Origin of the sequence: Kitasatospora sp. NPDC058184, from assembly GCF_042883725.1 — a bacterium.
GTDB lineage: Bacteria > Actinomycetota > Actinomycetes > Streptomycetales > Streptomycetaceae > Kitasatospora.
The window spans coordinates 453,099-478,428 of sequence record NZ_JBHVVE010000001.1; the positions used below are offsets into that span (position 1 = coordinate 453,099).

General features: G+C 74.7%; 21 protein-coding genes. 7 read left to right on the plus strand and 14 right to left on the minus strand.

Translation table 11 applies throughout. From position 1 onward, the window contains the following. Positions 1-11: 11 nt before the first annotated feature. From murD to rsmH, 7 genes are all read right to left on the minus strand, one after another. Complete coding sequence (murD, locus tag ACFVXH_RS02080; RefSeq protein WP_387819645.1) at positions 12-1,475, minus strand: UDP-N-acetylmuramoyl-L-alanine--D-glutamate ligase; 1,464 nt, start codon at positions 1,473-1,475, stop codon at positions 12-14. After that, positions 1,472-2,533: a phospho-N-acetylmuramoyl-pentapeptide-transferase gene (mraY, locus tag ACFVXH_RS02085; protein WP_074000913.1), complete on the minus strand. Its 1,062-nt coding sequence runs from the start codon at positions 2,531-2,533 to the stop codon at positions 1,472-1,474. Before mraY ends, murD begins: the two co-directional genes overlap by 4 nt. After that, complete coding sequence (gene murF, locus ACFVXH_RS02090) at positions 2,533-3,936, minus strand: UDP-N-acetylmuramoyl-tripeptide--D-alanyl-D-alanine ligase (RefSeq protein ID WP_049658289.1); 1,404 nt, start codon at positions 3,934-3,936, stop codon at positions 2,533-2,535. The genes mraY and murF overlap by 1 nt, the downstream gene beginning before the upstream one ends. Further along, positions 3,933-5,498 (minus strand): UDP-N-acetylmuramoyl-L-alanyl-D-glutamate--2,6-diaminopimelate ligase, encoded by a 1,566-nt coding sequence (locus ACFVXH_RS02095; protein WP_049658287.1) that lies wholly within the window; start codon positions 5,496-5,498, stop codon positions 3,933-3,935. The genes murF and ACFVXH_RS02095 overlap by 4 nt, the downstream gene beginning before the upstream one ends. A gap of 94 nt (positions 5,499-5,592) precedes the next feature. After that, positions 5,593-7,839, minus strand: coding sequence for a penicillin-binding transpeptidase domain-containing protein (locus tag ACFVXH_RS02100; RefSeq protein WP_387819647.1), 2,247 nt, complete (start codon positions 7,837-7,839; stop codon positions 5,593-5,595). 64 nt (positions 7,840-7,903) lie between these two features. Continuing rightward, positions 7,904-8,431, minus strand: coding sequence for a hypothetical protein (locus ACFVXH_RS02105; RefSeq protein WP_310593123.1), 528 nt, complete (start codon positions 8,429-8,431; stop codon positions 7,904-7,906). Between the two features lie 156 nt (positions 8,432-8,587). Beyond that, the gene (rsmH, locus tag ACFVXH_RS02110) at positions 8,588-9,562 is read right to left on the minus strand and encodes a 16S rRNA (cytosine(1402)-N(4))-methyltransferase RsmH (protein ID WP_117487438.1); all 975 of its coding nucleotides are present in this window, start codon (positions 9,560-9,562) and stop codon (positions 8,588-8,590) included. A gap of 537 nt (positions 9,563-10,099) precedes the next feature. Here rsmH and ACFVXH_RS02115 point away from each other — a divergent pair. From ACFVXH_RS02115 to ACFVXH_RS02130, 4 genes are all read left to right on the plus strand, one after another. Next, on the plus strand, positions 10,100-10,642 hold the full coding sequence (locus ACFVXH_RS02115; RefSeq protein ID WP_049651923.1) for a carbonic anhydrase: 543 nt from the start codon (positions 10,100-10,102) through the stop codon (positions 10,640-10,642). Positions 10,643-11,002: 360 nt separating this feature from the next. Continuing rightward, positions 11,003-11,947: a MoxR family ATPase gene (locus tag ACFVXH_RS02120; protein WP_107086444.1), complete on the plus strand. Its 945-nt coding sequence runs from the start codon at positions 11,003-11,005 to the stop codon at positions 11,945-11,947. 1 nt (position 11,948) lies between these two features. Beyond that, positions 11,949-13,268: a DUF58 domain-containing protein gene (locus ACFVXH_RS02125; protein WP_380741659.1), complete on the plus strand. Its 1,320-nt coding sequence runs from the start codon at positions 11,949-11,951 to the stop codon at positions 13,266-13,268. Continuing rightward, positions 13,265-15,694, plus strand: a complete 2,430-nt coding sequence (locus tag ACFVXH_RS02130) for a DUF3488 and transglutaminase-like domain-containing protein (protein WP_079271764.1) — start codon at positions 13,265-13,267, stop codon at positions 15,692-15,694. Before ACFVXH_RS02125 ends, ACFVXH_RS02130 begins: the two co-directional genes overlap by 4 nt. Positions 15,695-15,780: 86 nt before the next feature. On the opposite strand, the gene ACFVXH_RS02135 is transcribed toward ACFVXH_RS02130, so the two are convergent. The 3 genes from ACFVXH_RS02135 to ACFVXH_RS02145 all read right to left on the minus strand — a co-directional run bounded on the left by ACFVXH_RS02135 (position 15,781) and on the right by ACFVXH_RS02145 (position 18,035). Beyond that, positions 15,781-16,170, minus strand: coding sequence for a DUF3040 domain-containing protein (locus ACFVXH_RS02135; protein ID WP_074000911.1), 390 nt, complete (start codon positions 16,168-16,170; stop codon positions 15,781-15,783). Positions 16,171-16,662: 492 nt separating this feature from the next. Beyond that, positions 16,663-17,415, minus strand: coding sequence for a methyltransferase domain-containing protein (locus ACFVXH_RS02140; protein WP_049651928.1), 753 nt, complete (start codon positions 17,413-17,415; stop codon positions 16,663-16,665). Between the two features lie 29 nt (positions 17,416-17,444). Beyond that, entirely contained in the window at positions 17,445-18,035 is a 591-nt protein-coding gene (locus tag ACFVXH_RS02145; RefSeq protein WP_074000909.1) for an SAV_6107 family HEPN domain-containing protein, read from the minus strand. A 604-nt stretch (positions 18,036-18,639) separates the two neighbouring features. Between ACFVXH_RS02145 and ACFVXH_RS02150 the strand changes: the two genes are divergently transcribed. Together ACFVXH_RS02150 and ACFVXH_RS02155 are read left to right on the plus strand one after the other, a co-directional pair. Then, positions 18,640-19,242, plus strand: coding sequence for a DUF4126 domain-containing protein (locus tag ACFVXH_RS02150; RefSeq protein WP_074000908.1), 603 nt, complete (start codon positions 18,640-18,642; stop codon positions 19,240-19,242). A gap of 23 nt (positions 19,243-19,265) precedes the next feature. Further along, positions 19,266-20,783: an NAD(P)/FAD-dependent oxidoreductase gene (locus ACFVXH_RS02155; RefSeq protein ID WP_074000907.1), complete on the plus strand. Its 1,518-nt coding sequence runs from the start codon at positions 19,266-19,268 to the stop codon at positions 20,781-20,783. Positions 20,784-20,800: 17 nt separating this feature from the next. Here the strand turns inward: ACFVXH_RS02155 and ACFVXH_RS02160 are convergent, their stop codons facing one another. Together ACFVXH_RS02160 and metF are read right to left on the minus strand one after the other, a co-directional pair. After that, positions 20,801-21,700 carry a hypothetical protein gene (locus tag ACFVXH_RS02160; protein WP_074000906.1) on the minus strand — a complete coding sequence of 300 codons (900 nt, stop codon included), beginning with the start codon at positions 21,698-21,700 and terminating at the stop codon, positions 20,801-20,803. A gap of 205 nt (positions 21,701-21,905) precedes the next feature. After that, complete coding sequence (gene metF, locus ACFVXH_RS02165; protein WP_049651933.1) at positions 21,906-22,820, minus strand: methylenetetrahydrofolate reductase [NAD(P)H]; 915 nt, start codon at positions 22,818-22,820, stop codon at positions 21,906-21,908. A gap of 197 nt (positions 22,821-23,017) precedes the next feature. On the opposite strand from metF, the gene ACFVXH_RS02170 reads away from it, so the two are divergent. Next, the gene (locus ACFVXH_RS02170) at positions 23,018-24,196 is read left to right on the plus strand and encodes a polyprenyl synthetase family protein (RefSeq protein ID WP_387819650.1); all 1,179 of its coding nucleotides are present in this window, start codon (positions 23,018-23,020) and stop codon (positions 24,194-24,196) included. Positions 24,197-24,263: 67 nt separating this feature from the next. Here the strand turns inward: ACFVXH_RS02170 and thiE are convergent, their stop codons facing one another. Both thiE and ACFVXH_RS02180 read right to left on the minus strand, forming a co-directional pair. Further along, positions 24,264-24,917, minus strand: a complete 654-nt coding sequence (gene thiE / locus ACFVXH_RS02175) for a thiamine phosphate synthase (RefSeq protein ID WP_117487444.1) — start codon at positions 24,915-24,917, stop codon at positions 24,264-24,266. Continuing rightward, entirely contained in the window at positions 24,917-25,282 is a 366-nt protein-coding gene (locus ACFVXH_RS02180; RefSeq protein WP_049651935.1) for an Rv2175c family DNA-binding protein, read from the minus strand. Before ACFVXH_RS02180 ends, thiE begins: the two co-directional genes overlap by 1 nt. Positions 25,283-25,330 lie beyond the last annotated feature (48 nt).

A 25,330-nucleotide genomic window follows, 5' to 3' on the forward strand; every position in this document is an offset into this window, starting at 1 on the left:
CACCCGCCTGACTACTCGCCCGCCAGCTCCCGGACGGACGCCGCGAAGAGGTCGCCGCGCTCGCCGTAGTTGGTGAACATGTCCATCGAGGCGCAGGCCGGCGCCAGCAGCACCGTGTCACCCGATCGGGCGAGCGACGCGGCCGTTCGAACGACCTCGGCCATCGCCACCGCGCCAGTCTGGCCCTCGGCCGCCTCGATCACCGGCACATCCGGAGCGTGTCGCTCCAGCGCCTCCCGGATCACCGCCCGGTCCTGGCCGATCAGCACCACGGCGCGCAGCCGCTCGGCCGCGCCCTGCACCAGGTCGTCGAAGGTCGCGCCCTTGGCCAGGCCCCCGGCGATCCAGACGATCGGCCGGTAGGCGGCCAGCGAGGCGGCCGCCGCGTGGGTGTTGGTGGCCTTGGAGTCGTCGATGTACGTGACCTCGCGGACCACGCCGACCTCGGCGATCCGGTGGGCGTCCGGGCGGAAGGCCCGCAGGCCCTCCCGGACGGCCTTCGGCTCGACGCCGTACGCCCGGGCCAGCGCCGCCGCGGCGAGCGCGTTGGCGATGTTGTGCGGGGCCGGCGGGTTCACGTCCGACACCGCGCCCAGCTCGGCCGCGTTCTTGGCCCGGTCCTCGACGAAGGCGCGGTCCACCAGCAGCCCGTCCACCACGCCGAGGTTCGACGGGCCGGGGGCGCCGAGGCCGAAGCCGATCGCCCGGCAGCCCTCCTCGACGTCGGCCTCGCGGACCAGCGCCTCGGTGGCCGGGTCGGCCAGGTTGTACACGCAGGCGACCGTGTTGCCCTCGTAGATCCGGCCCTTGTCGGCGGCGTACGCCTCCATCGAGCCGTGCCAGTCGAGGTGGTCGGGCGCCAGGTTGAGCACCGCGGCCGAGTGCGGGCGCAGCGAGGGCGCCCAGTGCAGCTGGTAGCTGGAGAGCTCGACGGCGAGCACGTCGTACGGCTCCTCGGCGAGCACCGCGTCCAGGACCGAGACCCCGACGTTGCCGACGGCGGCGGTGCGCCTGCCGGCGGCGGTGAGGATCGAGGCGAGCATCTGGACGGTGGTGGTCTTGCCGTTGGTGCCGGTGACGGCCAGCCAGGGGGCGGGCTCGCCGGTGCCGGGCAGCGGCCTGCGCAGCCGCCAGGCCAGCTCGACGTCGCCCCAGACCGGCACCCCGGCCGCCTCGGCGGCGGCGAACAGCGGGCTGTCCGGCGCCCAGCCGGGCGAGGTGACGATCAGTTCGGTGCCCTCGGGCAGGCTCGCGCCGTCGCCGAGCCGCACGGTGACGCCGAGCGCCTCCAGCTCGGCGGCCCGGGCGGCCAGGCCGGGGCCGCTGCCGCCGTCCACCACGGTGACCCGGGCGCCGAGGCCGTGCAGGACGCGCGCGGCGCTGATGCCCGAGACGCCGAGCCCGGCGACGGCGACCGGCAGGCCGTCGAAGTCCGGGTTGGCCGGGGCCGGGGTGGTCAGGTCGGGGTCGGTCATCCGGTCACCCATCCCGCGTAGAACAGGCCGAGGCCGACGGCGACGCACAGGCCCTGGATGATCCAGAACCGGACGACGATCAGGACCTCGGTCCAGCCCTTGAGTTCGAAGTGGTGCTGCAACGGCGCCATCTTGAAGACGCGCTTGCCGGTCATCCGGAAGGAGCCGACCTGGATGATCACCGAGAGGGTGATGATCACGTAGAGGCCGCCGAGCAGGGCGAGCAGCAGCTCGGTGCGGGAGCAGATCGCCAGACCGGCCAGGGCGCCGCCGAGGGCGAGCGAGCCGGTGTCACCCATGAAGATCTTGGCGGGCGAGGTGTTCCACCACAGGAAGCCGAAGCAGGAGCCCATCAGGGCGGAGGCCACGACGGCGAGGTCCAGCGGGTCCCGGATGTCGTAGCAGTTGGCGGTCGCGGTGATCGCGTAGGCGCAGCTCTGGGTGTGCTCCCAGATGCCGATGAAGGTGTAGGCGCCGAAGACCATCACCGAGGCGCCGGTGGCCAGGCCGTCCAGACCGTCCGTCAGGTTCACGCCGTTCGACATCGCGGCGATCATGAAGTACGCGAAGATGACGAACAGGACGGGGCCGATCGCCCACTTGAAGTCCCGGACGAAGGACAGGCTCTGGGACGCCGGGTTGAGCCCGCGGTCGTCCGGGAACTGCATCGCCAGGATGGCGAACCCGAGGCCGACGATCGACTGGCCGGCCAGCTTCGCCTTGGCCCGCAGGCCCAGCGAGCGGCGCTTGACCACCTTGATGTAGTCGTCCAGGAAGCCGACCAGGCCGAGGCCCGCGGTCAGGAAGAGCACCAACAGCCCGGAGGCGGTCGGGCTCTCGCCCGTTATCGCCTTCGTGGCGAAGTACGCGATCAGGGTCGCCAGGATGAAGGCGATGCCGCCCATGGTAGGCGTGCCCTTCTTGCTGTGGTGCGCCTTGGGGCCGTCGTCCCGGATGTACTGGCCGTAGCCGTGCTTCGCGAGCACCTTGATCAGGGCGGGGGTGCCGAGCAGCGACAGGATGAGACCGATCATCCCGGAGAAAAGGATCTGCTTCATCAGGCGGCCACACCGTCCGTCAGGAGGGCCTCGGCCACCTTCTCCAGCCCCACCGAACGGGAAGCCTTCACCAGGACCACGTCCCCCGGCCGCAGCTGACTGCGCAGCAGCTCGACCGCCGCGTCCGCGTCGGACACCAGCACCGACTCCTCACCCCACGAACCTTCGTTCCTCGCGCCGAGTTCCATGCAGGCCGCCTCGCGTCCGCCGACCGCCACCAGCTTGGTGACGTCCAGCCGGACGGCGAGCCGCCCGATGGCGTCGTGCTCGGCCAGGCTGTCCTCGCCGAGCTCCCGCATCTCGCCGAGCACCGCCCAGGTGCGGCGGCGCTCCGGGCCCCGGCCACCCATCGAGACGAGCGCCCGCAGCGCGGCCCGCATCGAGTCGGGGTTCGCGTTGTAGGCGTCGTTCACGACGGTGACACCGTCGGCCCGGTCGACGACCTCCATGCGCCAGCGGGACAGCGCACCCGCTTCGCCCAGGGCTGCCGCGGTGTCGTCGACGGACATCCCGAGCTCCACCGCCACCGCTGCGGCGGCGAGGGCGTTCGAGACGTGGTGCTCACCGTACAGGCGCAGCTGCACGGGCGCGGAACCGGCCGGGGTGGTGAGCGTGAACGATGGCCGCCCGGTGGCGTCCAGGCGAACGTCGGTGGCCCGGACGTGGGCGTCCGGCGATTCCCCGAACAGGACCACCTTCGCCCTGGTACGGGAGGCCATCGCGCGCACCAGCCGGTCGTCCGCGTTGAGGATCGCGGCGCCGTCGGCGGGCAGCGACTCCACCAGTTCGCCCTTGGCCTCGGCGATCGCCTCCTGGGAGCCGAACTCGCCGACGTGGGCGGTGCCGACGTTGAGCACCACGCCGATCCGGGGCGGGGTGATCGAGGTGAGGTACTCGATGTCGCCCTTGTGCCGGGCGCCCATCTCCATGACCAGGTGCCGGGTGCCGGCCTCGACCCGCAGCGCGGTCATCGGGTGGCCGATCTCGTTGTTGAGCGAGCCGGGCGGGTAGACGGTCTCGCCGCGGCGCTGGAGCAGCTGGGCGATCAGGTCCTTGGTGCTGGTCTTGCCGGCCGAGCCGGTCAGGGCGACCACGGCGGTGCCCTCGGCGCGGGCGACCACGGCGCGGGCCAGCCGGCCGAGCGCCTCCACCACACTGTCGACCAGGACGGCGGGCACGCCGACCGGGCGGGAGGCCAGCACCGCGACGGCGCCGTCCCCGACCGCCTTGGCCGCGTAGTCGTGGCCGTCCACGTGCTCGCCGACGAAGGCCGCGAACAGGCCGCCGGGGGCCACCTTCCGCGAGTCGACCTCGACCGGGCCGGTGACCAGGGCGTCCGGGTCGGCGCCGTCCAGCGTGCCTCCGACGGCGGCGGCCACCTCGGCGAGGGTCAGTGCGATCACTGCTGCTCTACTCCTCGGTCGCCCCGTGCGGCCGTGGTCCGCGCGATGGATTCGCGCAGCACCTCCCGGTCGTCGAAGGGGCGGATCTCGTCTCGTACGTACTGGCCGAGCTCGTGGCCCTTGCCGGCCACCAGCACGGTGTCCCCCGCCCGGGCGCGCGCGACGGCGAGGCCGATCGCCTCGGCCCGGTCGGGGACGACCAGGACGTCGCCGCGCTCGGCCTCGGGCACCGCGGCGGCGCCGGTCAGCATGGTGGCGAGGATCGCCAGCGGGTCCTCGCTGCGCGGGTTGTCACTGGTCAGCAGGGCGGTGTCGGCGAGACGGGCGGCGATGGCGCCCATCGGGCCGCGCTTGTGCGGGTCGCGGTCGCCGCCGCAGCCGACCACGACGTGCAGCCGGCCCTCGGTGACCTCGCGCAGCGAGGCGAGGACGGCCTGCAGGGCGTCCGGCTTGTGCGCGTAGTCGACGACGGCGACGAACGGCTGTCCGGCGTCCACCCGCTCCAGCCGGCCGGGCACGCCGGGGACGGCGGCGACGCCGGCCACGGCCCGCTCCAGCGGCAGGCCGGCGGCGACCAGCAGGGTGATCGCGGCGAGCGCGTTGGCGACGTTGAACGGGCCGGGCAGCGGGACGGAGGCCTCGGCCTCGGCGCCGTCCGGGCCCAGCACCTTGAAGGTGGAGCCGACCGGCCCGAGCCGGACGTCCACGGCCCGCCAGTCGGCTGCGGCGGCGCCGGTCGCGGAGAAGGTGGTCACCGGGATCTTGGCCTCGGCGGCGAGCCGGCGGCCGTACTCGTCGTCCAGGTTGACCACCCCGTGGCGGGACTTGCCGGGCTGGAAGAGCCGGGCCTTCGCCTGGAAGTAGTCCTCCATGTCCGGGTGGAAGTCGAGGTGCTCGGGGGTCAGGTTGTTGAACAGCGCGACGTCGTACGCGACCCCGTCGGTGCGGCCGAAGACCAGGGCGTGGCTGGAGACCTCCATGGTCACCGCGTCGGCGCCGCGCTCGGCCATCACGCCGAGGATCGCGTGCAGGTCGGTGGCCTCGGGGGTGGTGCGCTCGCTCTTGATCCGCTCCTCGCCGACCCGCATCTCGACGGTGCCGATCACGCCCGGGCTGCGCCCGGCGCCGCGCAGGCCGCCCTCGACCAGGTAGGAGGTGGTGGTCTTGCCGTTGGTGCCGGTCAGCCCGATCATCAGCAGCCGCCGGGAGGGGCGGCCGTAGACGATCGCGGCCAGCTCGCCCATGACGGCCCGCGGCCGGTCGACGACCAGCAGCGGCAGGCCGGTGGCGGCCGCCTGCTCGGCGCCGGCCGGGTCGGTGAGCACCGCCACCGCGCCGGACTCCGCGGCCTTGCCGGCGAACGCCGCGCCGTGGTGGTTGGCGCCCGGGAAGGCCACGTACACGTCGCCCGGACGGACCGCGCGGGAGTCGTGGGTGACGCCGGTGACGGCGCCGCCCTCGACGGGCGGCAGGCCCAGTTCGGCGGCCAGCTCGGCGAGCGGCAGGGCGGTGGTCCCGGTCGGACGGGGCGGACTCACGGTGGTTTGATCGGGTTTCGGCACGGCGGGAAGGCTATCCGCCGAAGGGTGTCCAGGGCCAAACCGGCCCTCCGCCGCGCCGTGCTCCGGCCCGGCCGGTCCGTTGCTCATCGTGCGCTCACGGCTTCCACTCGACGGCCAGGTTCGGCGCCGGGCTGCCGCTCGGCGGGACCTGCATGGTCTTCAGGGTGAACTCCATCACCTGCTTGAACACCGGGCCGCACAGCTGGCCGCCGAAGTGGCCGTTGACCGGGCCCTGGAGGGTGCAGGAGACGGTGTAGCGGGGGGCGTCGGCGGGGGCGAAGCCGATGAAGGAGGCGGTGTAGCCGTCGTAGCCCTTGCCGTCGGCGGCGCCCCGGTCGGCGGTGCCGGTCTTGCCCGCGACCCGGTAGCCGGGGATGGCGGCCTTGCCGCCGGTGCCCTGCTCGTCGTCGACGACCGACTCCAGCATCGACGTGAGGGTCTTGGCCGTCTCCGGGCTGACCACCCGGGTCTGCTCCCCCGGCGCGCTCGGGGCGTACTTGCCGTTCGGGTCGGTGACGCCCTGGACGATGCTGGGCGCGACCCGCACCCCGCCGTTGGCGATGGTCGAGTAGACCGAGGTGGCCTGGAGCGCGTTCATCTGCAGCGGGCCCTGGCCGAAGGAGATGTTGTACTTCTCCGAGGCGACCAGGTCCTCCGGCTTCTTGAGCATCCCGGAGGTCTCCCCGGGGAAGCCCAGACCGGTCGGCTGGGCCACCCCGAACTTGCGCATGTAGCCGTCCAGCACCTGGTTGGTCTTCAGCTGGTCGCCGCCGCCGAGGGTCTCGACCGCCTCGATGGTGCCGATGTTGGAGGACTTGGCGAGCACCCCGGCCAGGGTCAGGTGCCAGTCGCCGTGCTCGACGTCGTCCTTGAACTGCTGCCCGGCCCGGACCAGCCGGTTGGGCACGGTCACCTTGGTGTCCCAGTTGGCCGTGCCGGAGTCCAGCACCGCGGCCAGGCTCATCAGCTTGGCGGTGCTGCCCGGTTCGTACGCGTCGACCAGGGCCGGGTTGCCCATCTGGGACTGCTTGGCCAGGCTCAGGTCGTTCGGGTTGAAGCCGGGCGCGGTGGCCATCGCGAGGACCTGGCCGGTCTTCACGTCCTGGACCACCACGTAGCCCTTCTCCGCGCCGGAGTTGGCCACCTGGTCGGTGATCGCCCGCTGGGCGGCCCACTGGATGTCCCGGTTGATGGTCAGCTTCACGTCGTCGCCCGGTACGGCCGGCTCCATCGAGCCCCCGGCGGTGGGCACCAGCCGCCCGCCCGACTGGGCGTAGCTGCTGTGGCCGTCCTTGCCGGCCAGCAGCTTCTGGTACTGCTGCTCCAGGCCGCCGGCGCCCTCGCCCTCGGCGTTGACGAAGCCGACCAGGTTGGCGGCCAGGCCGTCCGCCGGGTAGATCCGCTTCTGGGTCTCCCGGTTGAACACCCCGGCCAGCGGGTTGGCGCACTCGTTGTCCACCCGGGTGCGCCCGCCCTGGTCGGCGGGCTTGCCGAGCAGCTTCTTCTGGGCCTGGCAGGCCCGCGAGCCGGCCTGCTTCTCCAGGCCCGACTTGAGGTCGCTGATCTGCTTCTTGGCGGCCGGGGTCTGCTGGGCCGCGAGCCGCTTGTAGCGGGTCTTGGGGGTGTGCAGGTCGGTGGCGATCTTCTCCTTGGGCACGCCGAGGATCGGCGACAGCAGCGCGGCCGCCTGCTCCGGCGCGTCCGGGATGCCGGTCGCCTCCGGGGTGAACATCGCCGGGTCGGCGGTGATGTCGTACGCGTCCACGGTGGCCGCCAGCGCGACCCCGTCGGAGGACGTTATCGAGCCGCGTTCGGCGGTGATCGGGATGTTCATGTAGCGGTTGGTGTTGGCGTCGGCGGCCAGCGCGTCGGCGTCCACCAGCTGGAGCTGCACCAGGCGGCCCGCGAAGACGGAGAACACCAGCGACAGCACCACGGAGATCACCCGCAGCCGGCGCTTCGGCTCGGCCAGCTTGAGCGCCTTGGGGCGCAGCGGCGGACGGCTCTTCGGGCGCACCGCCGCCTGGCTGCGGGCCGGCGGGCGCCCCTCGGGGCGGCGCTGCTGCGGCGCCCGCGGGGTACGGCCGGCGGAGGCCGACTTGGCGGGCTGGGCCTTGGCCGACTGGCTGCGCGCGGGCTGGCCCTTCGCGGGCTGGCTGCGCGCGGGCTGGGCCTTCGCGGGCTGGCTCCTGGCCGGCTGCCCCTTGGCGGGCTGGGCCTTGGTGGGCTGACCGCGGCCGGCGGCGGACTGCGCGCGCGGCGCGGTGCCCCGGGGCACCGGACGGCGGCCGTTGCCGCTGCCGGAACCGCCGCTCCCGCCCGGCTGACGTGGAGTGCTCATGCGGCCACCTCGCCGCGCTCGCCGGGCGCCTCGCGCCCGTCACCCCTTCTGACGGTCCACTGGCTCATCGGCCCGCGCCTCCGTTCGGCTTCGCGGCCGCGGCGGGCGAGACCGGGTTGAGCTGGATCACCGAATCGCCGGCGGACGTCGCCGGGGCCGGTGCGGGCGGCGGCGCGGCCGGCGAGGGGGCACCGCCCGGCTGCGGCGCGGCCGGTGACGGCCCGGCGGCGGGCGGGGCCGCGCTCGGCTGGGCGGCACCGGAGGGGGTCCTGGTCGGCCACGGCTCGGCCGTGGACCGCTTGACCGGCGGGCTGTCCTGCGCCGGGCCGGGGGTGCCGACCACCTTGCCGCCGTTCGGGACGTCCAGGAAGGCCATCCCGCCGGCCGGGACCATGCCCAGCTCGGCGGCGCGCCTGGCCAGCGCGTCCGGGGCCGAGCTCTGGTCGATCTCGTGCTGGAGGCTCTGCTGTTCGTCGGTCGCCACGGTGGTCTGCTTCTGCAGTCGGGACAGCTCGAAGGAGCCCTCGTTGAGTGCGGTGTTCAGCGCGAGCAGGCCGAGCAGCCCGGCCGCCAGCAGCACCACGACGAGCACCGCGAACGGTGTGCGCCTCCGTACCGGACGCCTGCCCGGCCGGACCGTGATCCGCGCCCTGCCCTGCCCGGGGAGTCCTCCCCGCCCCGCCCGGACCTCACCGGCCACCGGCCCCACCGCTTTCCTCCGCCCTTCGGACCCCGCCGGGCCGGTTCGTCAGCCCCGCTTGCTTCGGTCCCTGATCCTCTCCGCCACCCGCAGCCGTACGGGCGCGGCGCGCCGGTTCTCCTCGATCTCCTCCTCGGTGGCCAGCTCGGCACCGCGAGTGATCAGTTTGAGCCAGGGCTGGTGCTCCTCCGGGATGAACGGCAGCCCCGGCGGAGCGGTGTTGGTCGCACCGGCGGCCAGGTACTGCTTGACGAGCCGGTCCTCCAGCGACTGGTAGGACATCACCACGATCCGGCCGCCGATCGCGAGGACGTCCAGCGCCCCCGGGATCGCCCGGTCCAGGACCTCCAGCTCGCCGTTGACCTCGATCCGCAGCGCCTGGAACGTCCGCTTCGCCGGGTTCCCGCCGGTCCGACGGGTCGCTGCCGGAATGGCGTTCCGCACCAACTCGACCAGACGCGCGCTGTTGGTGAACGGTTCCTTCTCCCGCTCCCGCAGGATCGCCGAGGCGATCTTCCCGGCGAACCGCTCCTCGCCGTACACCTTGAGGATGCGGGCCAGGTCGCCGTGGCCGTAGGTGTTCAGCACCTCCGCCGCGCTGATCCCCCGGGTCTGGTCCATCCGCATGTCCAGCGGCGCGTCCTGCGCGTACGCGAAGCCGCGCTCCGCCTCGTCCAGCTGCATCGAGGAGACGCCGAGGTCGAACAGGACGCCGTCGACCCGGTCGATGTCCAGGCGCTCCAGCACCTCGGGGATCTCGTCGTAGACGGCGTGCACCAGGGTCGCCCGGTCGCCGAACGGGGCCAGCCGCTCGCCGGACAGCTTCAGCGCCGCCGGGTCGCGGTCCACCGCGACCAGCCGCACCTCCGGGAACTGGGTCAGCAGCGCCTCGCTGTGCCCGCCGAGGCCGAGGGTGGCGTCCACCACGACGGCTCCGGGGCGCGAGATCGCCGGTGCGAGCGCGTCCATGCACCGCTGGAGCATCACCGGAACGTGCTTGGGGCCCGGTTCGTTGGTGGTCATGCGCGGTGGCGCCCTTCCTCGGTGCGGAGCAGCCCGACGTCCGGGAGCTGCGACCATTCTCGCCCACCGTGCCCCGGCACGACGAAGCGGCCCGTGGTCCCCGCCCGCTCGAGGGGAAGGTCGTGACCGCCCGGCGCCGGGGAAGGTGCGCCAGGTGGGCACGGAGCGGGAGGAGGCCACGGGCCGCTTCGACCGGGCCGCACCGGCCGGGGAAGCCCCGTTGACGGGCCCCGGCGGGTGTGCTCCACTGCGCCGCAAACTCTATCGCGCGGCCCCTGCCAGTCAATGGCCCGCTCCGGCGCACCACCCGGGCGGCGGTACGGATCACCGCAGGTCGCGGCCCTCGGGGCGGACCGGCGGCGGTCCGGATCGGGGGCCTTCGGCGGCGGGCGCGCGCCCCCTGGCCGCCCCGCGTGCGGGGTCGGCGGCGGCCGCTCCGGGAGCAGCTCCTGTTGTGGCGATGCACCCGATCACGGCCCGCCGTTCTGTAGCTCCCGGCCCCACCGCGCGGGCCCGATCCGCACTAACGTCGCCCCCATGACAGTGACACCCGACCGGCCCTCGCCGAACGCCGCTGCCGACCCTGCCAGACCCACCGTCATCGACCGCTTCGTCACGGCCAACCGCGCCTACGCGGTGACCTTCCGGGACGGCGGCATGGACGCCCGCCCGGTGCAGAAGATCGCCGTGGTCGCCTGCATGGACGCCCGACTCGACCTGTTCGCCGCACTCGGCCTCGAACTCGGCGACGCCCACGTCATCCGCAACGCCGGCGGCGTCGTCACCGACGACACCATCCGGTCCCTGACCATCAGCCAGCGCGCCCTCGGCACCCGCTCGATCGCGCTGATCCACCACACCGGCTGCGGCCTGCTCGGGCTGACCGAGGACTTCCGCCGCGAGCTGGAGCTGGAGGTCGGCCAGCGCCCGCAGTGGGCGGTGGAGGCCTTCGTCGACCTGGACGGCGACGTCCGCCAGTCCATGCAGCGCGTCCGCACCTCTCCCTTCCTGCCGCACACCGACGACGTCCGCGGCTTCGTCTTCGACGTCCACACCGGCCTGCTCCGCGAGATCGACTGAGCGACCCGCCCCGACCCTGCCCGGCCGACGGTGTCCGGGCATTCGGGCACCGCCGAATGGTGACTTCTGGCCATCCCGCAGGGGAGAATGCGCCTGCCGGTCGGACCCCGAACCACCTGGGGCGGCCAGGCCGCAGGCCGCCTTCCCGGCCGCCGGCTCCTCGTTCGGAACCGCCCCCGGGACGGCCGCGTCAAGCATGGGGTGGGGTCCGGCCTCGGGACGGGGCGGGCACAGGGTGCCAGGGAGCGTATACGGGTGACGAGCTACAAGGATCAGGCCGGACTCGGCAGTCCCGCGGGGGGCGAACCGCAGCGGGCGGGCGGGTTCCGGCAGACCGGGCTCCCCGAACTCGCCGCGGTCGTGGACCGCGTGCGCGGCAACGTCGAGAGCGTGATCGAGGGCAAGCCGGAGGCCGTCCGGATCGCCCTGACCGTCCTGCTCGCCGAGGGCCACCTGCTGCTGGAGGACGTGCCCGGCGTCGGCAAGACCATGCTGGCCAAGGCGCTCGCCCGCTCGCTCGACTGCACCGTGCGCCGCATCCAGTTCACGCCCGACCTGCTGCCCTCGGACGTCACCGGCACCAACATCTACGACCAGCAGCGGCACGACTTCGAGTTCCGCCCGGGCGCGATCTTCGCCCAGGTCGTGGTCGGCGACGAGATCAACCGCGCCTCGCCGAAGACCCAGTCGGCGCTGCTGGAGTCCATGGAGGAGCGCCAGGTCACCATCGACGGCACCAGCTACGAACTGCCCTCGCCGTTCATGGTCGTGGCCACCCAGAACCCGGTCGAGATGGAGGGCACGTACCCCCTGCCGGAGGCCCAGCGCGACCGCTTCATGGCCCGGATCTCGATCGGCTACCCCAGCCCCGAGGCCGAGCTCGCGATGCTCGACACCCACGCCGGCGCCAGCCCGCTGGAGGACCTCCAGCCGGTCGCGCACGCCTCCGACATCCTCAAGCTGATCGACCTGGTCCGCACCGTGCACATCGCCGACCCGGTCCGCCGCTACGCCGTCGACCTGGTCGGCGCCACCCGCACCAGCCCCGAGCTGCGCCTGGGCGCCTCGCCCCGCGCGACCCTGCACCTGGTCCGGGCCGCCCGCGCCGCCGCCGCGCTGGACGGGCGCGACTACGTCACCCCCGACGACATCCAGCGCCTCGCCGTCCCGGTCCTGGCGCACCGTCTGATGCCGACCGCCGAGACCCAGCTCAGCCGCCGCACCTCCGAGCAGATCGTGGCCGACCTGGTCGCCCGGCTGCCGCTGCCGCGCCCGCAGGGCGGCCCGGCCGTCCGGAGGGGCTGAGGTGGCCCAGTCCGAATCATCGGGACTGCGGGCCGGGTTCCGCGGTCTCACCACCCGGGGGCGGTCCTTCCTCGCCGCCGGGGTCACCGCGGTGGCCTGCTCCTACCTGCTCGACCAGGACGCCCTGCTGCGCGTCGGCGTCCTGCTCGCCGCGCTGCCGCTGGTCGCCGTGGTGGTCGTCGCCAACACCCGCTACCGGGTGGCCAGCGGACGCCGGCTCAGCCCGCGCCGGGCGGTCGCCGGCCAGGAGGCCCGGGTCCACCTGCGGGTCGACAACGTCTCCCGGGTGCCCACCGGGGTGCTGCTGCTGGAGGACAAGGTCCCGTACGTGCTCGGGCCGCGCCCGCGCTTCGTGCTGGACCGGGTCGAGCCGCGCGGCCACCGCGAGGTCTCCTACCGGGTCCGCTCCGACCTGCGCGGCCGCTACCCGCTCGGGCCGCTCCAGCTGCGGCTGTCCGACCCGTTCGGGATGTGCGAGGTGACCCGCGCCTTCACCGCCTCCGACGTCCTCACCGTCGTCCCCCAGGTCCAGGCGCTGCCGTCGGTACGGCTCAGCGGCGAGTGGATCGGCCAGGGCGAGAGCCACAGCCGCACCCTGGCGCTGGCCGGCGACGACGACGTGATCCTGCGCGAGTACCGGCCCGGCGACGACCTGCGCCGGGTGCACTGGCGCTCCACCGCCCGGTACGGCGAGCTGATGGTGCGCCGCGAGGAGCAGCCGCAGCAGGCCCGGGCCACCGTCGTGCTGGACACCCGGGAGATCGCCCACCGGGGCAGCGGCCCCGCCTCCTCCTTCGAGTGGGCGGTCGGCTGCGCCGCCTCGGTCGCCGTGCACCTGCTGGAGCGCGGCTACCAGACCCGGCTGCTCACCGACACCGGGCTGTCGGTGCCCGGGCCGGGCGCGGGCGGCAGCCACAGCGGCGCCGACACCTCCGGGCTGGTCCTGGACGCCCTCGCGGTCGCCGACCTGTCCGACGGCGGCACCCTGTCCCGCGCCGAGGACCCGCTGCGCGCCGGCGGCGAGGGCCTGCTGGTCGCCGTCCTCGGCGAGCTGGACGACGCCCAGGCCACCCGGCTGGGCCGGCTGCGCAGCCGCGCCGGCGGGGCGATCGCCTTCCTGCTGGACACCGGCACCTGGGCCGGCCTGCGGATGCTCGCCCCGGACACCGGCGGCGACGACTTCCGGGCCCGGGTCCAGCAGCTGCGCGAAGCCGGCTGGACGGTGATCCCGGTACGGGCCGGGGACTCCGTACCGGACCTGTGGCGGGCCGCCGACGGCAGCCGGACGACCGCCCCCTACCGAGAAGAGGCCGGCGCGTGACCACCCGGGCCAAACTGACCGCGTACTCGGCGCTGGCCACCGCCCTCGCCGCGCTGTGCATGATGCCGCTGCTCACCACCCGCAGCTGGCTCACCCACGCCCTCCTGGTGATCGCCGTGGTCGCCGCGGCCGGCGCGGGCCTGCGCCGCGCCCCGGTGTACCGCTGGACGGTGCCGCTCGGGCAGCTGCTGGTCCTGCTCCTCCTGCTGCTGCTCGGCTTCGCCGGCGAGGGCGGGATGCTGCCCGGCCCGTCCGCGCTGCGGGTCCTGGACCAGGTCTTCACCGCCGGCCTGGACGACATACAGCAGTACGCCATCCCGGCTCCGCCCACCGCCGGACTGCGGTTGATCCTGGTCTCGGCGATCGGGCTGATCGCCGTCGCGGTGGACACCGTCGCGGTGACCTACCGGCGCTCGGCGCTGGCCGGGCTGCCGCTGCTGGCGCTGTACTCGGTCGGCAACGGCCTGGCCGGGGAGCACGGCAGCTGGGTCTGGTTCGCCGTCGCCGCGGCCGGCTACCTGCTGCTGCTGTTCGCCGAGGGCCAGGACCGGGTCTCCCGCTGGGGCCGGGTGTTCTACGGCGGTGCGCGCGGCTCGGTGGAGTCCGGCCGGGTCAGCCCGGGCGGCCGGCAGGTCGGCGTGCTGGCCCTGGCGGTGGCGCTGCTGCTGCCGGTGGTCCTGCCGCACTGGAGCTTCGGGCTGCTGAACTCCGGCTCCGGCGGATCGGGCGGCAAGGGCGTCGGCGGGAGCCTGTCGACCAGCCTCGACCCGCTGGTCAGCCTGGAGGCCGCGATCTCCAAGCCGACCGACGCGGAGCTGCTCAGCTACACCCTGGACACCCCGCTGGCCGACCAGGTCTACCTGCGGACCGGCTCGCTCGACCAGTTCGACGGCGTCAACTGGCGGCTCGGCAGCACCACCGTCCAGGACCTCCCGGCGGCCCTGCCCGCCCCCGAGGGCCTGCGCGATCCCCAGGTGGCCCGGTTCGACGGCGACTTCAAGGTCGACGAGCGGCTGGGGGGGAGCTGGCTGCCGATGCCCTACCCGGCCGCCTCCGTCCAGCTCCCCGACCGGAGCGCCTGGAAGCTCGACCCGCTGACCCGTACCGTCCTGCCGACCAGCGACAAGGCGATCCGCGGCCTGAGCTACCACGTCACCGCCCTGGACGTGCGGCCCACCGCCAACGAGCTGCGCCTCGCGGGCACCGCGCCGTCGGACATCAGGGAGCGCTACACCGCCCTCCCGACCGACCTGCCGCCGGTCGTCGCCGAGCAGGCCAAGGCCGTCACCGCCGGCGCGAAGAACGACTTCGACCGGGCGACGGCGCTGGTCAACTGGTTCACCGGGCCGGGCTTCACGTACGACACCGCCGTCAGCGGCGGCACCGGCAGCAACGCCATCGCCGTCTTCCTGCGCGACCGCCGGGGCTTCTGCGTGCACTTCGCCTCCACCATGGCGGCGATGGCCCGGGAGCTGAAGATCCCGGCCCGGGTGGCCGTCGGCTTCACCCCCGGCGACAGCAAGGGCGGCAACGTCTACTCGGTGACCGGCCGGATGTACCACGCCTGGCCCGAGCTGTACTTCACGGGCTACGGCTGGCTGCGCTTCGAGCCGACCCCGAGCCGCGGCGTCCCGACCCGCTACACCGAGGCGTCCACCGCCCCGACCACCGCGCCGACCCAGCAGGCGACCGCCGCCCCGCAGACCGCCTCGGCCGCCCCGCTGCCGAGCTCCGGCTCCGACTGCACCGCCAAGCAGCGCCAGCTCGGCGAGTGCGGTTCCAAGGACAAGGCCGTCGCCAAGACCGCCGAGGAGTCCTGGCTGCTCTCCGGCCAGGTGCTCGGCACCCTGGCCGCGGTGCTCGCGCTGATCGCCCTGCTGCTCGTCCCGATGGTCTGGCGCGCGGCCGTACGCCGACGCCGCTTGGGCGGCGGCGGGCGGCGCGGGCCCGGCGGGAGCGGAGCGGCGGAGCTGACCGACGCCCAGGTGCTGGCCGCCTGGGACGAGCTGGTCGACTCCGCCTGGGACCTCGGAATTCCCCCGGACGAGTCACGCACCCCGCGCTCGGCGGCCCACCGGATCACCGAGAAGGCCCACCTGGACGCGGACTCTGCGGCGGCCACCGGCCGACTGGCGCTGGCCACCGAGCGGGTGCTCTACGCCCCGCCCGGGCAGCCCGTCACCGAACCGCTGGCCGCCGACGTCCGCACCGTGCGGCGCGGGCTGCGGGCGGCCGCCGGCCGGGCCGGACGGACCAGGGCGCTGCTGCTGCCGCCGTCCTCGGCGCAGCTGTGGTGGCGGATCTCCGACGCGGCGCGGGCGGCCCGGGCGACGGCCGGCGCCGCGGTCGGCCGGGCGGTCGAGGCCGTCTCCGCGCCGGTGCGGCGGGTCCTCACCCGGGGCAAGCGGTCCACCCCGGAGTCCTGACCCGGGGGTTTCCCTTCCGGACACGAAGCCGGGGCGGGCAGTCGATCGACTGCCCGCCCCGGCTTCGTACGTATCGGCCGAGCGGCTCAGAACCCGCCGGTCTGCTCGTCCCGGCGGCGCTGCCAGCGCTGCTCCACCCGGTCCATCATCCCGGCCTTGCGGCGCGGGGCGGCGGCCGGACGGGCTCCGGCGCCCTGGCCCGCGGGACCGCGGCGCCAGCCGGTCACGGCGAACACCGCGCACCCGAGCATCACCAGGAAGCCCACGACGCTGACCCAGATCTGATCCGGTACGACCATGCCGCCCATCAGCAGGCCGATGCCCACCACGAAGCCGGCGACGGCCAGGTAGACCCGCCGACGGGTGTAGGTGCGCAGCCCGGTTCCCTCAAGCGCAGACGCGAATTTGGGATCTTCGGCATACAGCGCTCGCTCCATCTGGTCGAGCAGTCGCTGCTCGTGCTCCGAGAGCGGCACGGAGTCCTCCTACTCGTCGGTCGCGGGTGCGACCGGTCCGCCCACCCCGGTCGGGGAGGCAAGTCCAATCAGCCTTGGGGCACACGGTCGGACGCCCGTGCGGGGGACCCGGCCCGTGTCGTCCATATGCCCCACGCGTCCGGCTGTCATGCTTTCCGGCTTTACCCAGATCATACGGTCCGTGGGCCCGTTACGGGGTGGTCTGCGCCGCGTGGGACGGGCCACTTCGAGCGGGGACGGCCGCATCGGAGTCAACGCGCCACGCCCCGGACAAGTGCCCGATCGGATGGAATCGTCCCGGACCTGGGGAGGTTTGCCGCCGGGCGGCACCGCCTGGCCGCCGCCGGGCCCGGAAACGGGCGGGCCACCGAGGGGTCACGGCGCGGGAACCGGCGGGCCTCCGGGGCGCGAACCACCGCCGTACGGCGGGCAAAAAAAACCGTACGACGGCGGAGGCGCGCGTGATGGGGCGCGCGGGCCGGGAGGGGCGCCTCAGGCCAGGGTGGCCAGCAGGTGCAGCTGGGTCGCCACGGCGTGGAAGGCGGGCTGCGCGGCGGCGGCCTCCTCCAGCTTCAGCAGCGCGTCCAGCGCGCCCGGCTCGGTGTCCACCAGCACACCGGGGACGAGGTCGGAGAAGACCCGTACACCGTGCACCGACTGCACCCGCAGGCCCGCGGCCTCGGCCAGCCGGCCCAGCTCCTCGCCGGTGAAGCGGCGCGGCATCGGGTCCTGCTCGCCCCAGCGGCCGTCGGCGGCGGACAGCACGGTGCGGGCCTCGGTGAAGTGGCCGGCCAGCGCGCGGGCCAGCACGGCGCCGTTGCGGTTGGCCGCCAGCAGGCTGACCACGCCGCCCTTGCGCAGGGCGCCCGCCAGGCTGCCGAGCGCCTCGGCCGGGTCGTCCACGACCTCCAGCACGCCGTGGCAGAGCACCGCGTCCACGCTGCCGGGGGCGACCAGCTCGGGCAGGGTCTGGGTGTCACCCTGGACGGCCCGCACCAGGTCCGTCACACCGGCCTCGGCGGCCCGGCGCTCCAGGGCGAACAGGGCGTCCGGGCTCGGGTCGACCACGGTGACGCGGTGGCCGAGCTTGGCGACCGGCACCGCGAAGTTCCCGGTGCCGCCGCCGGTGTCGACGACGTCGAGCACCGGCTGGTCCAGCTCGGCCGACCGCTTCTCCAGGGCCGCCCGGACCACCTCCCACACCACGGCGGTACGCAGGGCACTGCGGGGACGCGTCGGGTACAAGGTGGGGCTCCTTGGCACGTGCAGTTCGATCAGGTTGCCTCCACCTTAGAGCCTGTCCCAGGGATCCTTGCCGGGCCCACGACGCCGTCCGACGGGAGCCGGGGCGGGGGCGGCGCGGCGTGCAGGCCGAGCAGGCGCTCGACCAGACGCAGGAAGAGGGCGGAGTTGCGGACCAGGTCGTCGGCGTCGCGGGCCGAGGCGGCGCCCCTGATCCCGGCCTCGGCGGCGGCCCGGCGGCGGGCGCCGGCACCGTAGTAGACCGCCCACTCGGCGAGCTCCGGGGCCACCTCGGGCAGCACCTCCCAGGCGCTGCGGATGGCCTTGCGCCGGCGCGGGCTCTTCTCCGGGCGGCCGCGCACCGCCAGGACGGCCGCCACCGTGCGCAGCGCGGCCAGGTGGGCGGTGGCGTAGCGCTCCAGCGGGTCCTCCAGGGCGCGGGCCCGGGTGAGGGTGCGGTGGGCGTCGGCGAGCAGGTCGAGGGCGGCCGGCGGCGCGGCGACCCGGCGCAGCACGGGGTGGACGTCGGCTCCGGCGGGGCGCCCGGCGGACGGGCCCGGGAGCTGCGGCGGGGCGGCGGAGTGGAGGCGGGCGGTGACGGGCTCAGGACGGCTGACGGTCATGGTCTCCCCCGTTCCGAGGCAGCGCGCGGACCGGGTGGTCCGTGCCCCTCCATCGTGAACGGCACCACTGACAATCCGGCCGGGCCGGCCGCGCCCCGGGCGGCTCCGGAAAAGGCGTAGCGGCGGCGGGCGCGGTCCTCCCCCGGTTCCGCGCCGCCGCCGTGCCGTCGCTCCGCCGCTCCCCCGTGGTCGGCGGTGGCGAGCTCCCCCCTCGCGGCCGGTCTCCCCCCGGCCCGCTCCGCCGCCCCGTGTCGGCGGTGCGGGGACCGTGACCAGCCCCGTGGCGGTCCGTCCGCCGCCTCCCCGGGCCGGTTCGGCCGGGGGACGGACGGATCCGCCACCCGGGCGGGCCCGGCGCCCGACGCGCCGCCCTCCCGGGTGCCACCACTCTCCCGTCTCCGCAGGTCGGGGGCCATCCGCTGACGTACTCAACCGCGGATCTGAGTATTTGTACTCAGTGCGCCCCGGCCCGTCCCGGTCCGGCCGGCCGCCGGAACCGGCGGGTGCGTCCACGGCGTCCCGGGTGCCGGGTACGGTACGGCGGGGCCGGGCGGTACCGGCCCACCGGACGACCAGGGGACGCGATGACGAGGAGGGGGACGCGATGACGGTCCTGCCGCTGATCTTCACCAGCGGACTGGCCAGCGGCATCAACGCCTACGCGGTGGTGCTGCTGCTCGGCCTGCTGGGCAGGTTCGCCGACGCGGACTCGGTGCCGCAGGCGCTGGAGCGCACCGACGTGCTGATCGTGGCCGCGGTGCTGTTCGCGCTGGAGGCGGTGGCCGACAAGATCCCGTACGTGGACAGCGTCTGGGACGTCGTGCACACGGTGATCCGGCCGGTCGCCGGCGCCACCGTCGGCGTGCTGATCGCGGGCAACGACCCCGGCTCGCTGAGCGAGGTCGCGGCCGGCGCGATGGGCGGCGCCTCGGCGCTGGTCAGCCACCTGGTGAAGGCCTCGCTGCGGATGGCCGTCAACACCTCCCCCGAGCCGGCCAGCAACATCGTGGTCAGCATGGCCGAGGACCTCTCGGTGGCCGGCCTGATCACCCTGGCGATCTTCCACCCCTGGCTGGCCGCCTCGGTCGCCGCCGTGGTCCTGGCCGCCGGGCTGCTGCTGGTCTGGCTGGCGGTCAGCCGGATCCGCGCCTTCCGGGCCCGCCGCCGCGAACGCCGGGCCGCCCGGGCGGCGGCGGGGAGCGCCTGAGACTGGTCCTAGGATCAGGTGCCATGGCAAAGATCGTCGTCATCGGCGCAGGAATGAGCGGGCTCGCGGCGGCCTCCCGGCTGGCGACCCTCGGCCACCGGGTGACGGTCTGCGAGGCGGGCGGCACCTACGGGGGCATGGTCGGGCGGTACGAGCGCGAGGGCTTCGCCTTCGACACCGGGCCCGGCCTGCTCACCCTCCCGGCGGTCTACCGCGACCTCGCGCTGAAGACCGGCAAGGAGCCCCTGGAGCAGCTGATCGAGCTGGCCCCGGTCGACCCGGAGAGCCGGCACCTGTTCCCCGACGGCACCGCCGTCACCCTGCCGAACGCCTCCCGCGGCGGCGTCAGCCAGGCGCTGGACGCCGCCTTCGGGGCCGGCTCCGGCGCCCGCTGGAGCGCGGTGATGAACCACGGCCGGACGGTCTGGGAGGCCACCCGCCGCCCGCTGCTGGAGGAGCCGCTGCCGGCCGAGCGCGGCGTCCTGTCCCCGGCCGACCGGGCCCTGGTGGGCACCGACCCGTACCCCGTCCCGCCGCGCACCGGCCTGGCCCGGCTGCGCCGCGCCCAGCCGTGGTCCCTGGAGCACGTGGCCGCGCGCGAGCTCGACGGCCACCCCGGCCTGACCGCCCTGCTGTGCGAGCCCGCGCTGCGGTACGGCTTCACCTCGGCCGAGGCACCCGCCGGGGCCACCGTCCTGCCGTACATGGAGCAGTCCTTCGGCGTCTGGTACGTCCGGGGCGGGCTGCGGGCCCTCGCGGACGCGGTGTTCCGCCGCTGCGAGCTGCGCAAGGTCGCGTTCCGCTTCGACACCCCGGTCACCCGGGTGGTCGTCGAGGGCGGCCGGGCGACCGGGGTCGAGACCGCGGACGGCCGGATCGACGCGGACCTGGTGGTCTCCGCGATGGACACCGACGCCTTCTACCGCCACGGCCTGGCCGAGTGGCCGGGGCTGCCGCCCGGGGAGTGGGAGCCGGTGGAGGTGCCCGGCCGCTTCAGCGTGCTGCTCGCCCTGCGCGGCCCCCGGCCCGAGGGCACCCCGCACCGCACGGTCGTCCACGCGGCCGACCCCGCCGCCGAGGCGAACGCCCTGACGCTCTCGGCGCCGCCCTGCGAGCGCCCCACCGTCCAGGTGCTGCGCCCGGACGACCCGGCGCTGCGGCCCGACGACGACCACGAGAGCGTGGTGCTGACCGCGACCGTCCCGGCCCAGGACGAGGTCGACTGGACCGTCCCCGGGTTCGCCGACCGCTACGCCGACCGGCTGCTCGCCCACGTGGACGCGGCCGGCCTGGGCCTGCGCGAGCGGATCCTGTGGCGGGTCGTGCGCACCCCGGAGGACACCCGCCGGGAGACCGGCGCGCTGTTCGGCGCGGTCGCCCGCCCGGCCCTGGCCGGCTCCGCGGGCTCCTGGCTGAAGGCCGCCAACGAGTCCCCCGTCCCCGGCCTCTACCTGATCGGCGGCAACGCCCACCCCGGCGGCGGCCTCGCCCGCGTCGGCATGTCGGCCTGCATCACCGCCGGCCTGATCGGCCCGGCGTAACGGGCCGGTCGGGCCGGTCAGCCCTGCTGGTGCCAGGTGTTCTGCTGCTGGTAGCCGTGGTTCTGGTCGTACATCGGCTGCTGCGGGATGCCCTGGGTGTGCGGGTCGGGCTGGGGCTGCCACTGCTGGGGCTGCTGCTGGGCGGTCTGGTCCCAGGCCTGCTGGTGCTGCGGCTGCTGCTGGTAGCCCGCGTACGGGTCCTGCTGCTGGTGCTGCTGCTGCGGGTAGCCGCCGTACGGGTCGGGCTGCTGCTGGGGGTAGCCGCCGTAGGTCTGCTGCTGGTCGTAGGCGTAGGCGGGCTGCTGCTGGGTCTGCCACTGCTGCTGGTCGTAGCCGGCCTGGTAGGCGGGGGCGTACGGGTCCTGGGGCTGCTGCTGGACCTGCGGCTGCTGCTGCTCGTAGTACCCGGGGGCGTAGACGCCGTCCTGGGCGAGCTCCTGCATCTCGAAGGCGGCGGTCTGCTCGACCTCCGGCACCTCGTCGGGCACCGGGGAGGGCAGCGGGGTGGGCAGCGGCGCGGGGGCCGGGGTCTCCTCGACGGGGCTGACCTCGCCGACCCGCCTGCGGGCGACCGCGGCGGCCGCCACCGCGGCGGCGCCGCCGGTGAGGGCGCCGAGCAGCGGCACCTTGGCGAGCGGGCCGGGCAGGCTGCCGTCGGGCTTCCGCAGGGACCAGCCGGTCTGGTGGCCGCGCTTGACCGAGAGGGTGACGAAGGCCTGTCCGACCGCGAACAGCGCGGCGCCGGCCCCGATCACCACGACCGAGCCGAGGACCATCCCGGCGGCCACGCCCAGGAAGCCGGCCAGGGCCAGGACCCGCCAGTGCAGCGGTGCCCGGTTCTGCAGCAGCACCTCCGCGACCAGCCAGAGCGCCACCACCGCCAACGCGACGTACAGCAGCAGGTATCCGATGCCCATCCGCCCCGCTACCTCCAGTCGCGTACCCGCGCGTGTGCGCCGCGCGTGTGCGGCGACTGTACCGGTTCAACGGCCGGGGTACCGCATCGCGTTCCCGCCGCCCGGGCACCGGCCGCACACGACCGAGCCCGCCACCGTCGGTACGGTGACGGGCTCGTGAACACCCGGCGTCGGCGCGGCGGGAGCAGGCCCCCGCAGCGCCCGCTCAGCGCTGGTGCAGCCCCAGGTTCTGGTAGATCTCCAGCGTCGCCGTCGAGTGGTTCAGCGTGATGAAGTGCAGACCCGGCGCGCCCTCGGCGAGCAGGCGCTCGGCCATCGCGGTGGCGTGCTCCATGCCGATGGCCCGCAGCGCCGCCGGGTCGTCGATGGCCGCCCGCAGGCGGGCCTCCAGGTCGACGGGGAAGGCCGAGCCGCTGAGCTGCGGGAAGCGCTCCAGCTGCTTGGCGTTGGTGACCGGCATGATCTCCGGGATGATCGGCGTCTCGCAGCCGGCGGCCGCCACCCGGTCGCGCAGCCGCAGGTAGTCGTCCACCTCGAAGAACATCTGGGTGATCGCGTAGTCGGCCCCGGAGCGGATCTTCGCCACGAAGTGCCGGATGTCCTCGTCCCAGTCGGTCGAGCGCGGGTGCATGTTCGGGGAGGCCGCGACGCCGACGCAGAAGTCGCCGATCCCCTTGATCAGCTCCACCAGCTCGTACGCGTAGGTGACGCCCTCGGGGTGCTTGACCCACTCGCCCATCGGGTCGCCGGGCGGGTCGCCCCGGACCGCGAGGACGTTGCGCACGCCCTGGTCGGCGTACTGGCCGATGATGTTGCGCAGCTCCGCGATCGAGTGGTCCACCGCGGTGAGGTGGGCGACCGGGGTCAGGGTGGTCTCGGTGGCGATCCGGCCGACCATGTTGACGGTGCGCTCGCGCGAGGAGCCGCCGGCGCCGTACGTCATGCAGACGAAGTTGGGGTCGAGCGGTTCGAGCCGGCGGATGGCGTCCCAGAGCTTCTGCTCGCCGGCCTCGGTGCGGGGCGGCATGAATTCGAAGGAGAAGGAGCGCTTGCCGGCCGCCAGGAGTTCGCGCACCGTCAGTGCGCGATCCGTTCTCGTGGAAGCGATTCCGAGTGCCATGCTGGCAGGCTATCCGGCGTTCGAAGGGGCCGGACAACCGTATTCCATCTATTGAGACAACTGATGGAAGACGTTCCGTTTCGCCCCGGAACGGCTCCGCCGCCCCTCCCCCGCACCCCGGGCCGAGCCGCTCGCACAGCCGTTCCCGGCCGCACCGCTACGCTTGCTGCACCCCAGAGAACCAGCGGAGCCCCATCGTGACCTCGTCCAGCACCCGGCCGGCCAGCCCCGGTTCGGCCCTCAGTGCGGCCACCAGTGCGACCGGCAACGCGGCCGGCAGTGCGGCCAACCCCATGGACGTGGAGGACGTCCGCACCCGTGTCAACGCGGCGCTCGCCGCGTTCATGGACGGCCAGTCCGTGCTCCTCGACAAGATCTCGCCCCAGCTGGCCCCCGCCGCCGACGCGCTGCGCGACTTCCTGCTGGACGGCGGCAAGCGGCTGCGCCCGGGCTTCTGCTACTGGGGCTGGCGCGGCGCCGGCGGCCCGGCCGCGGGCGCGACCGGCGAGGCGATCGCCAACGCGGCCGCCGCCCTGGAGCTGCTCCAGGCCAGCGCCCTCGTCCACGACGACCTGATGGACCGCAGCGACACCCGCCGCGGCCTGCCCTCGGTCCACCGCCGCTTCGAGGCGCTGCACCGCGACAGCGGCTGGCGCGGCGACCGCGAGCAGTACGGCGCCTCGGCCGCGGTGCTGCTCGGCGACCTGCTGCTGATCTGGTGCGACGAGCTGTTCCTGCGCTCCGGCCTGGAGCCCGCCGCCGTGCTCGCCGCCAAGCCGGTGTTCGACCTGATGCGCACCGAGGTCATGCTCGGCCAGTACCTGGACGTGCTGGAGCCGGTGGCCGGCGACTCGACGGACGAGGGCGCGCTGGAGCGGGCGCAGACCGTCCTGCACTACAAGTCCGCGAAGTACACCATCGAGCGACCGCTCCAGGTGGGCGCGCTGCTGGCCGGCGCCGGGCCGGAGCTGGTCGAGGCGTACGGGGCGTTCGGGCTGCCGCTGGGCGAGGCCTTCCAGCTGCGCGACGACCTGCTCGGCGTCTTCGGGGACCCGGCGGTCACCGGCAAGCCGGCCGGGGACGACCTGCGCGAGGGCAAGCGCACCCTGCTGGTCGCGCACGCGATGCGGGGCCTGCCGGCCGCCGACGCCCGGCACCTGGACGAGCGGCTGGGCGCGCCGGACCTGGCGGCCCCGGAGGTCGCCGAGCTGCGCGGGCTGGTCGCCCGCAGCGGGGCGCCGGAGCTGGTGGAGCGCCGGATCGAGGAGCTGATGCGGCAGTCGCTGGCCGCGCTGGAGGCGGCGCCGCTCGCCGACGAGCGGGCCCGTACGGTGCTGCTGGCACTGGCCGAGGCCGCCACCGTCCGCAAGTACTGAACGTACTGACGGGCGGCGACGGCCCCGGGCCGGTCCTGCGGGGTCCCACCGAGACCCGGGACGCCGCTCAGAGCGCGGCGCGCACCCGGCGGGACAGCTCGGCGGCGGCCGCCCGGGGGTCCGCCGCGGCCGTGATGGCCCGCACCACGACGACCCGGCGGGCACCGGCGGCGAGCACCTCGTCCAGGTTGCCGAGGTCGATCCCGCCGATCGCGAACCACGGCCGGTCGGTGTCCCGCTTCGCCGCGTACGAGACCAGGCCGAGGCCCGGGGCCGGGCGGCCCGGCTTGGTCGGGGTCGGCCAGACCGGGCCGGTGCAGAAGTAGTCCACCCCGGGCTCGGCGATCGCCGCGTCCACCTCGGACTCGGCGTGGCAGGAGCGGCCGATCAGCACGTCCTCGCCGAGGATCGCCCGGGCGGCCGGCACCGGCAGGTCGTCCTGGCCGAGGTGCAGCACGTCCGGCCGGGCCGCGTGGGCGACGTCGGCGCGGTCGTTGACGGCCAGCAGCTTGCCGTGCCGGCGGCAGGCGTCGGCGAAGACCTCCAGGGCCTCCAGCTCCTGCCTGGCCTCCAGGCCCTTGTCGCGCAGCTGGACGATGTCCACCCCGCCCGCCAGCGCCGCGTCCAGGAACTCGGCGAGGTCGCCCTGCTCCCGGCGGGCGTCGGTGCACAGGTACAGCCGGGCGTCGGCGAGCCCGGCGCGCGGCGTGTCCGCCGCCATCAGATCAGCATCGCCTGGGCGCGGCGCTTCACCTCGGTGCCGCGGTTCTCCCGCAGCGCCTGGATCGGGCTGCCGGGCAGCGACGGGTCCTCGGTGAAGAGCCACTCCAGGATCTCCGCGTCGTTGTACCCGCAGTCCCGCAGGACGGTCAGGGTGCCGGACAGGTGCTTGACCAGGCCGGGGCCGTCGATGAACGCGGCCGGGACCTGCAGCGACTTGTTGGGGCCGCGCCGGACGGCGATCAGGCCGCCGTTCTTGACCAGGTCACGCACCTCGGTGACCCGGACCCCCCACTGCTCCGAGATGTCGGGCAGGTACATCCAGTCGGTGACCAGGGATTCAATCTTGCTTTCGATCTCACTCACGCCACCAGACTGCCACCTCCGCGGCCCACCGCGCACCAGACCTGCCCC

Coding starts and splice junctions, on each gene's coding strand:
- ACFVXH_RS02115 (WP_049651923.1), top strand. CDS start 10,100: ATGACAGTGACACCCGACCGGCCCTCGCCGAACGCCGCTGCCGACCCT.
- ACFVXH_RS02160 (WP_074000906.1), bottom strand. CDS start 21,700: ATGGGCATCGGATACCTGCTGCTGTACGTCGCGTTGGCGGTGGTGGCG.
- metF (WP_049651933.1), bottom strand. CDS start 22,820: ATGGCACTCGGAATCGCTTCCACGAGAACGGATCGCGCACTGACGGTG.
- murD (WP_387819645.1), bottom strand. CDS start 1,475: ATGACCGACCCCGACCTGACCACCCCGGCCCCGGCCAACCCGGACTTC.
- mraY (WP_074000913.1), bottom strand. CDS start 2,533: ATGAAGCAGATCCTTTTCTCCGGGATGATCGGTCTCATCCTGTCGCTG.
- ACFVXH_RS02155 (WP_074000907.1), top strand. CDS start 19,266: ATGGCAAAGATCGTCGTCATCGGCGCAGGAATGAGCGGGCTCGCGGCG.
- rsmH (WP_117487438.1), bottom strand. CDS start 9,562: ATGACCACCAACGAACCGGGCCCCAAGCACGTTCCGGTGATGCTCCAG.
- ACFVXH_RS02100 (WP_387819647.1), bottom strand. CDS start 7,839: ATGAGCACTCCACGTCAGCCGGGCGGGAGCGGCGGTTCCGGCAGCGGC.
- ACFVXH_RS02150 (WP_074000908.1), top strand. CDS start 18,640: ATGACGGTCCTGCCGCTGATCTTCACCAGCGGACTGGCCAGCGGCATC.
- ACFVXH_RS02145 (WP_074000909.1), bottom strand. CDS start 18,035: ATGACCGTCAGCCGTCCTGAGCCCGTCACCGCCCGCCTCCACTCCGCC.
- thiE (WP_117487444.1), bottom strand. CDS start 24,917: ATGGCGGCGGACACGCCGCGCGCCGGGCTCGCCGACGCCCGGCTGTAC.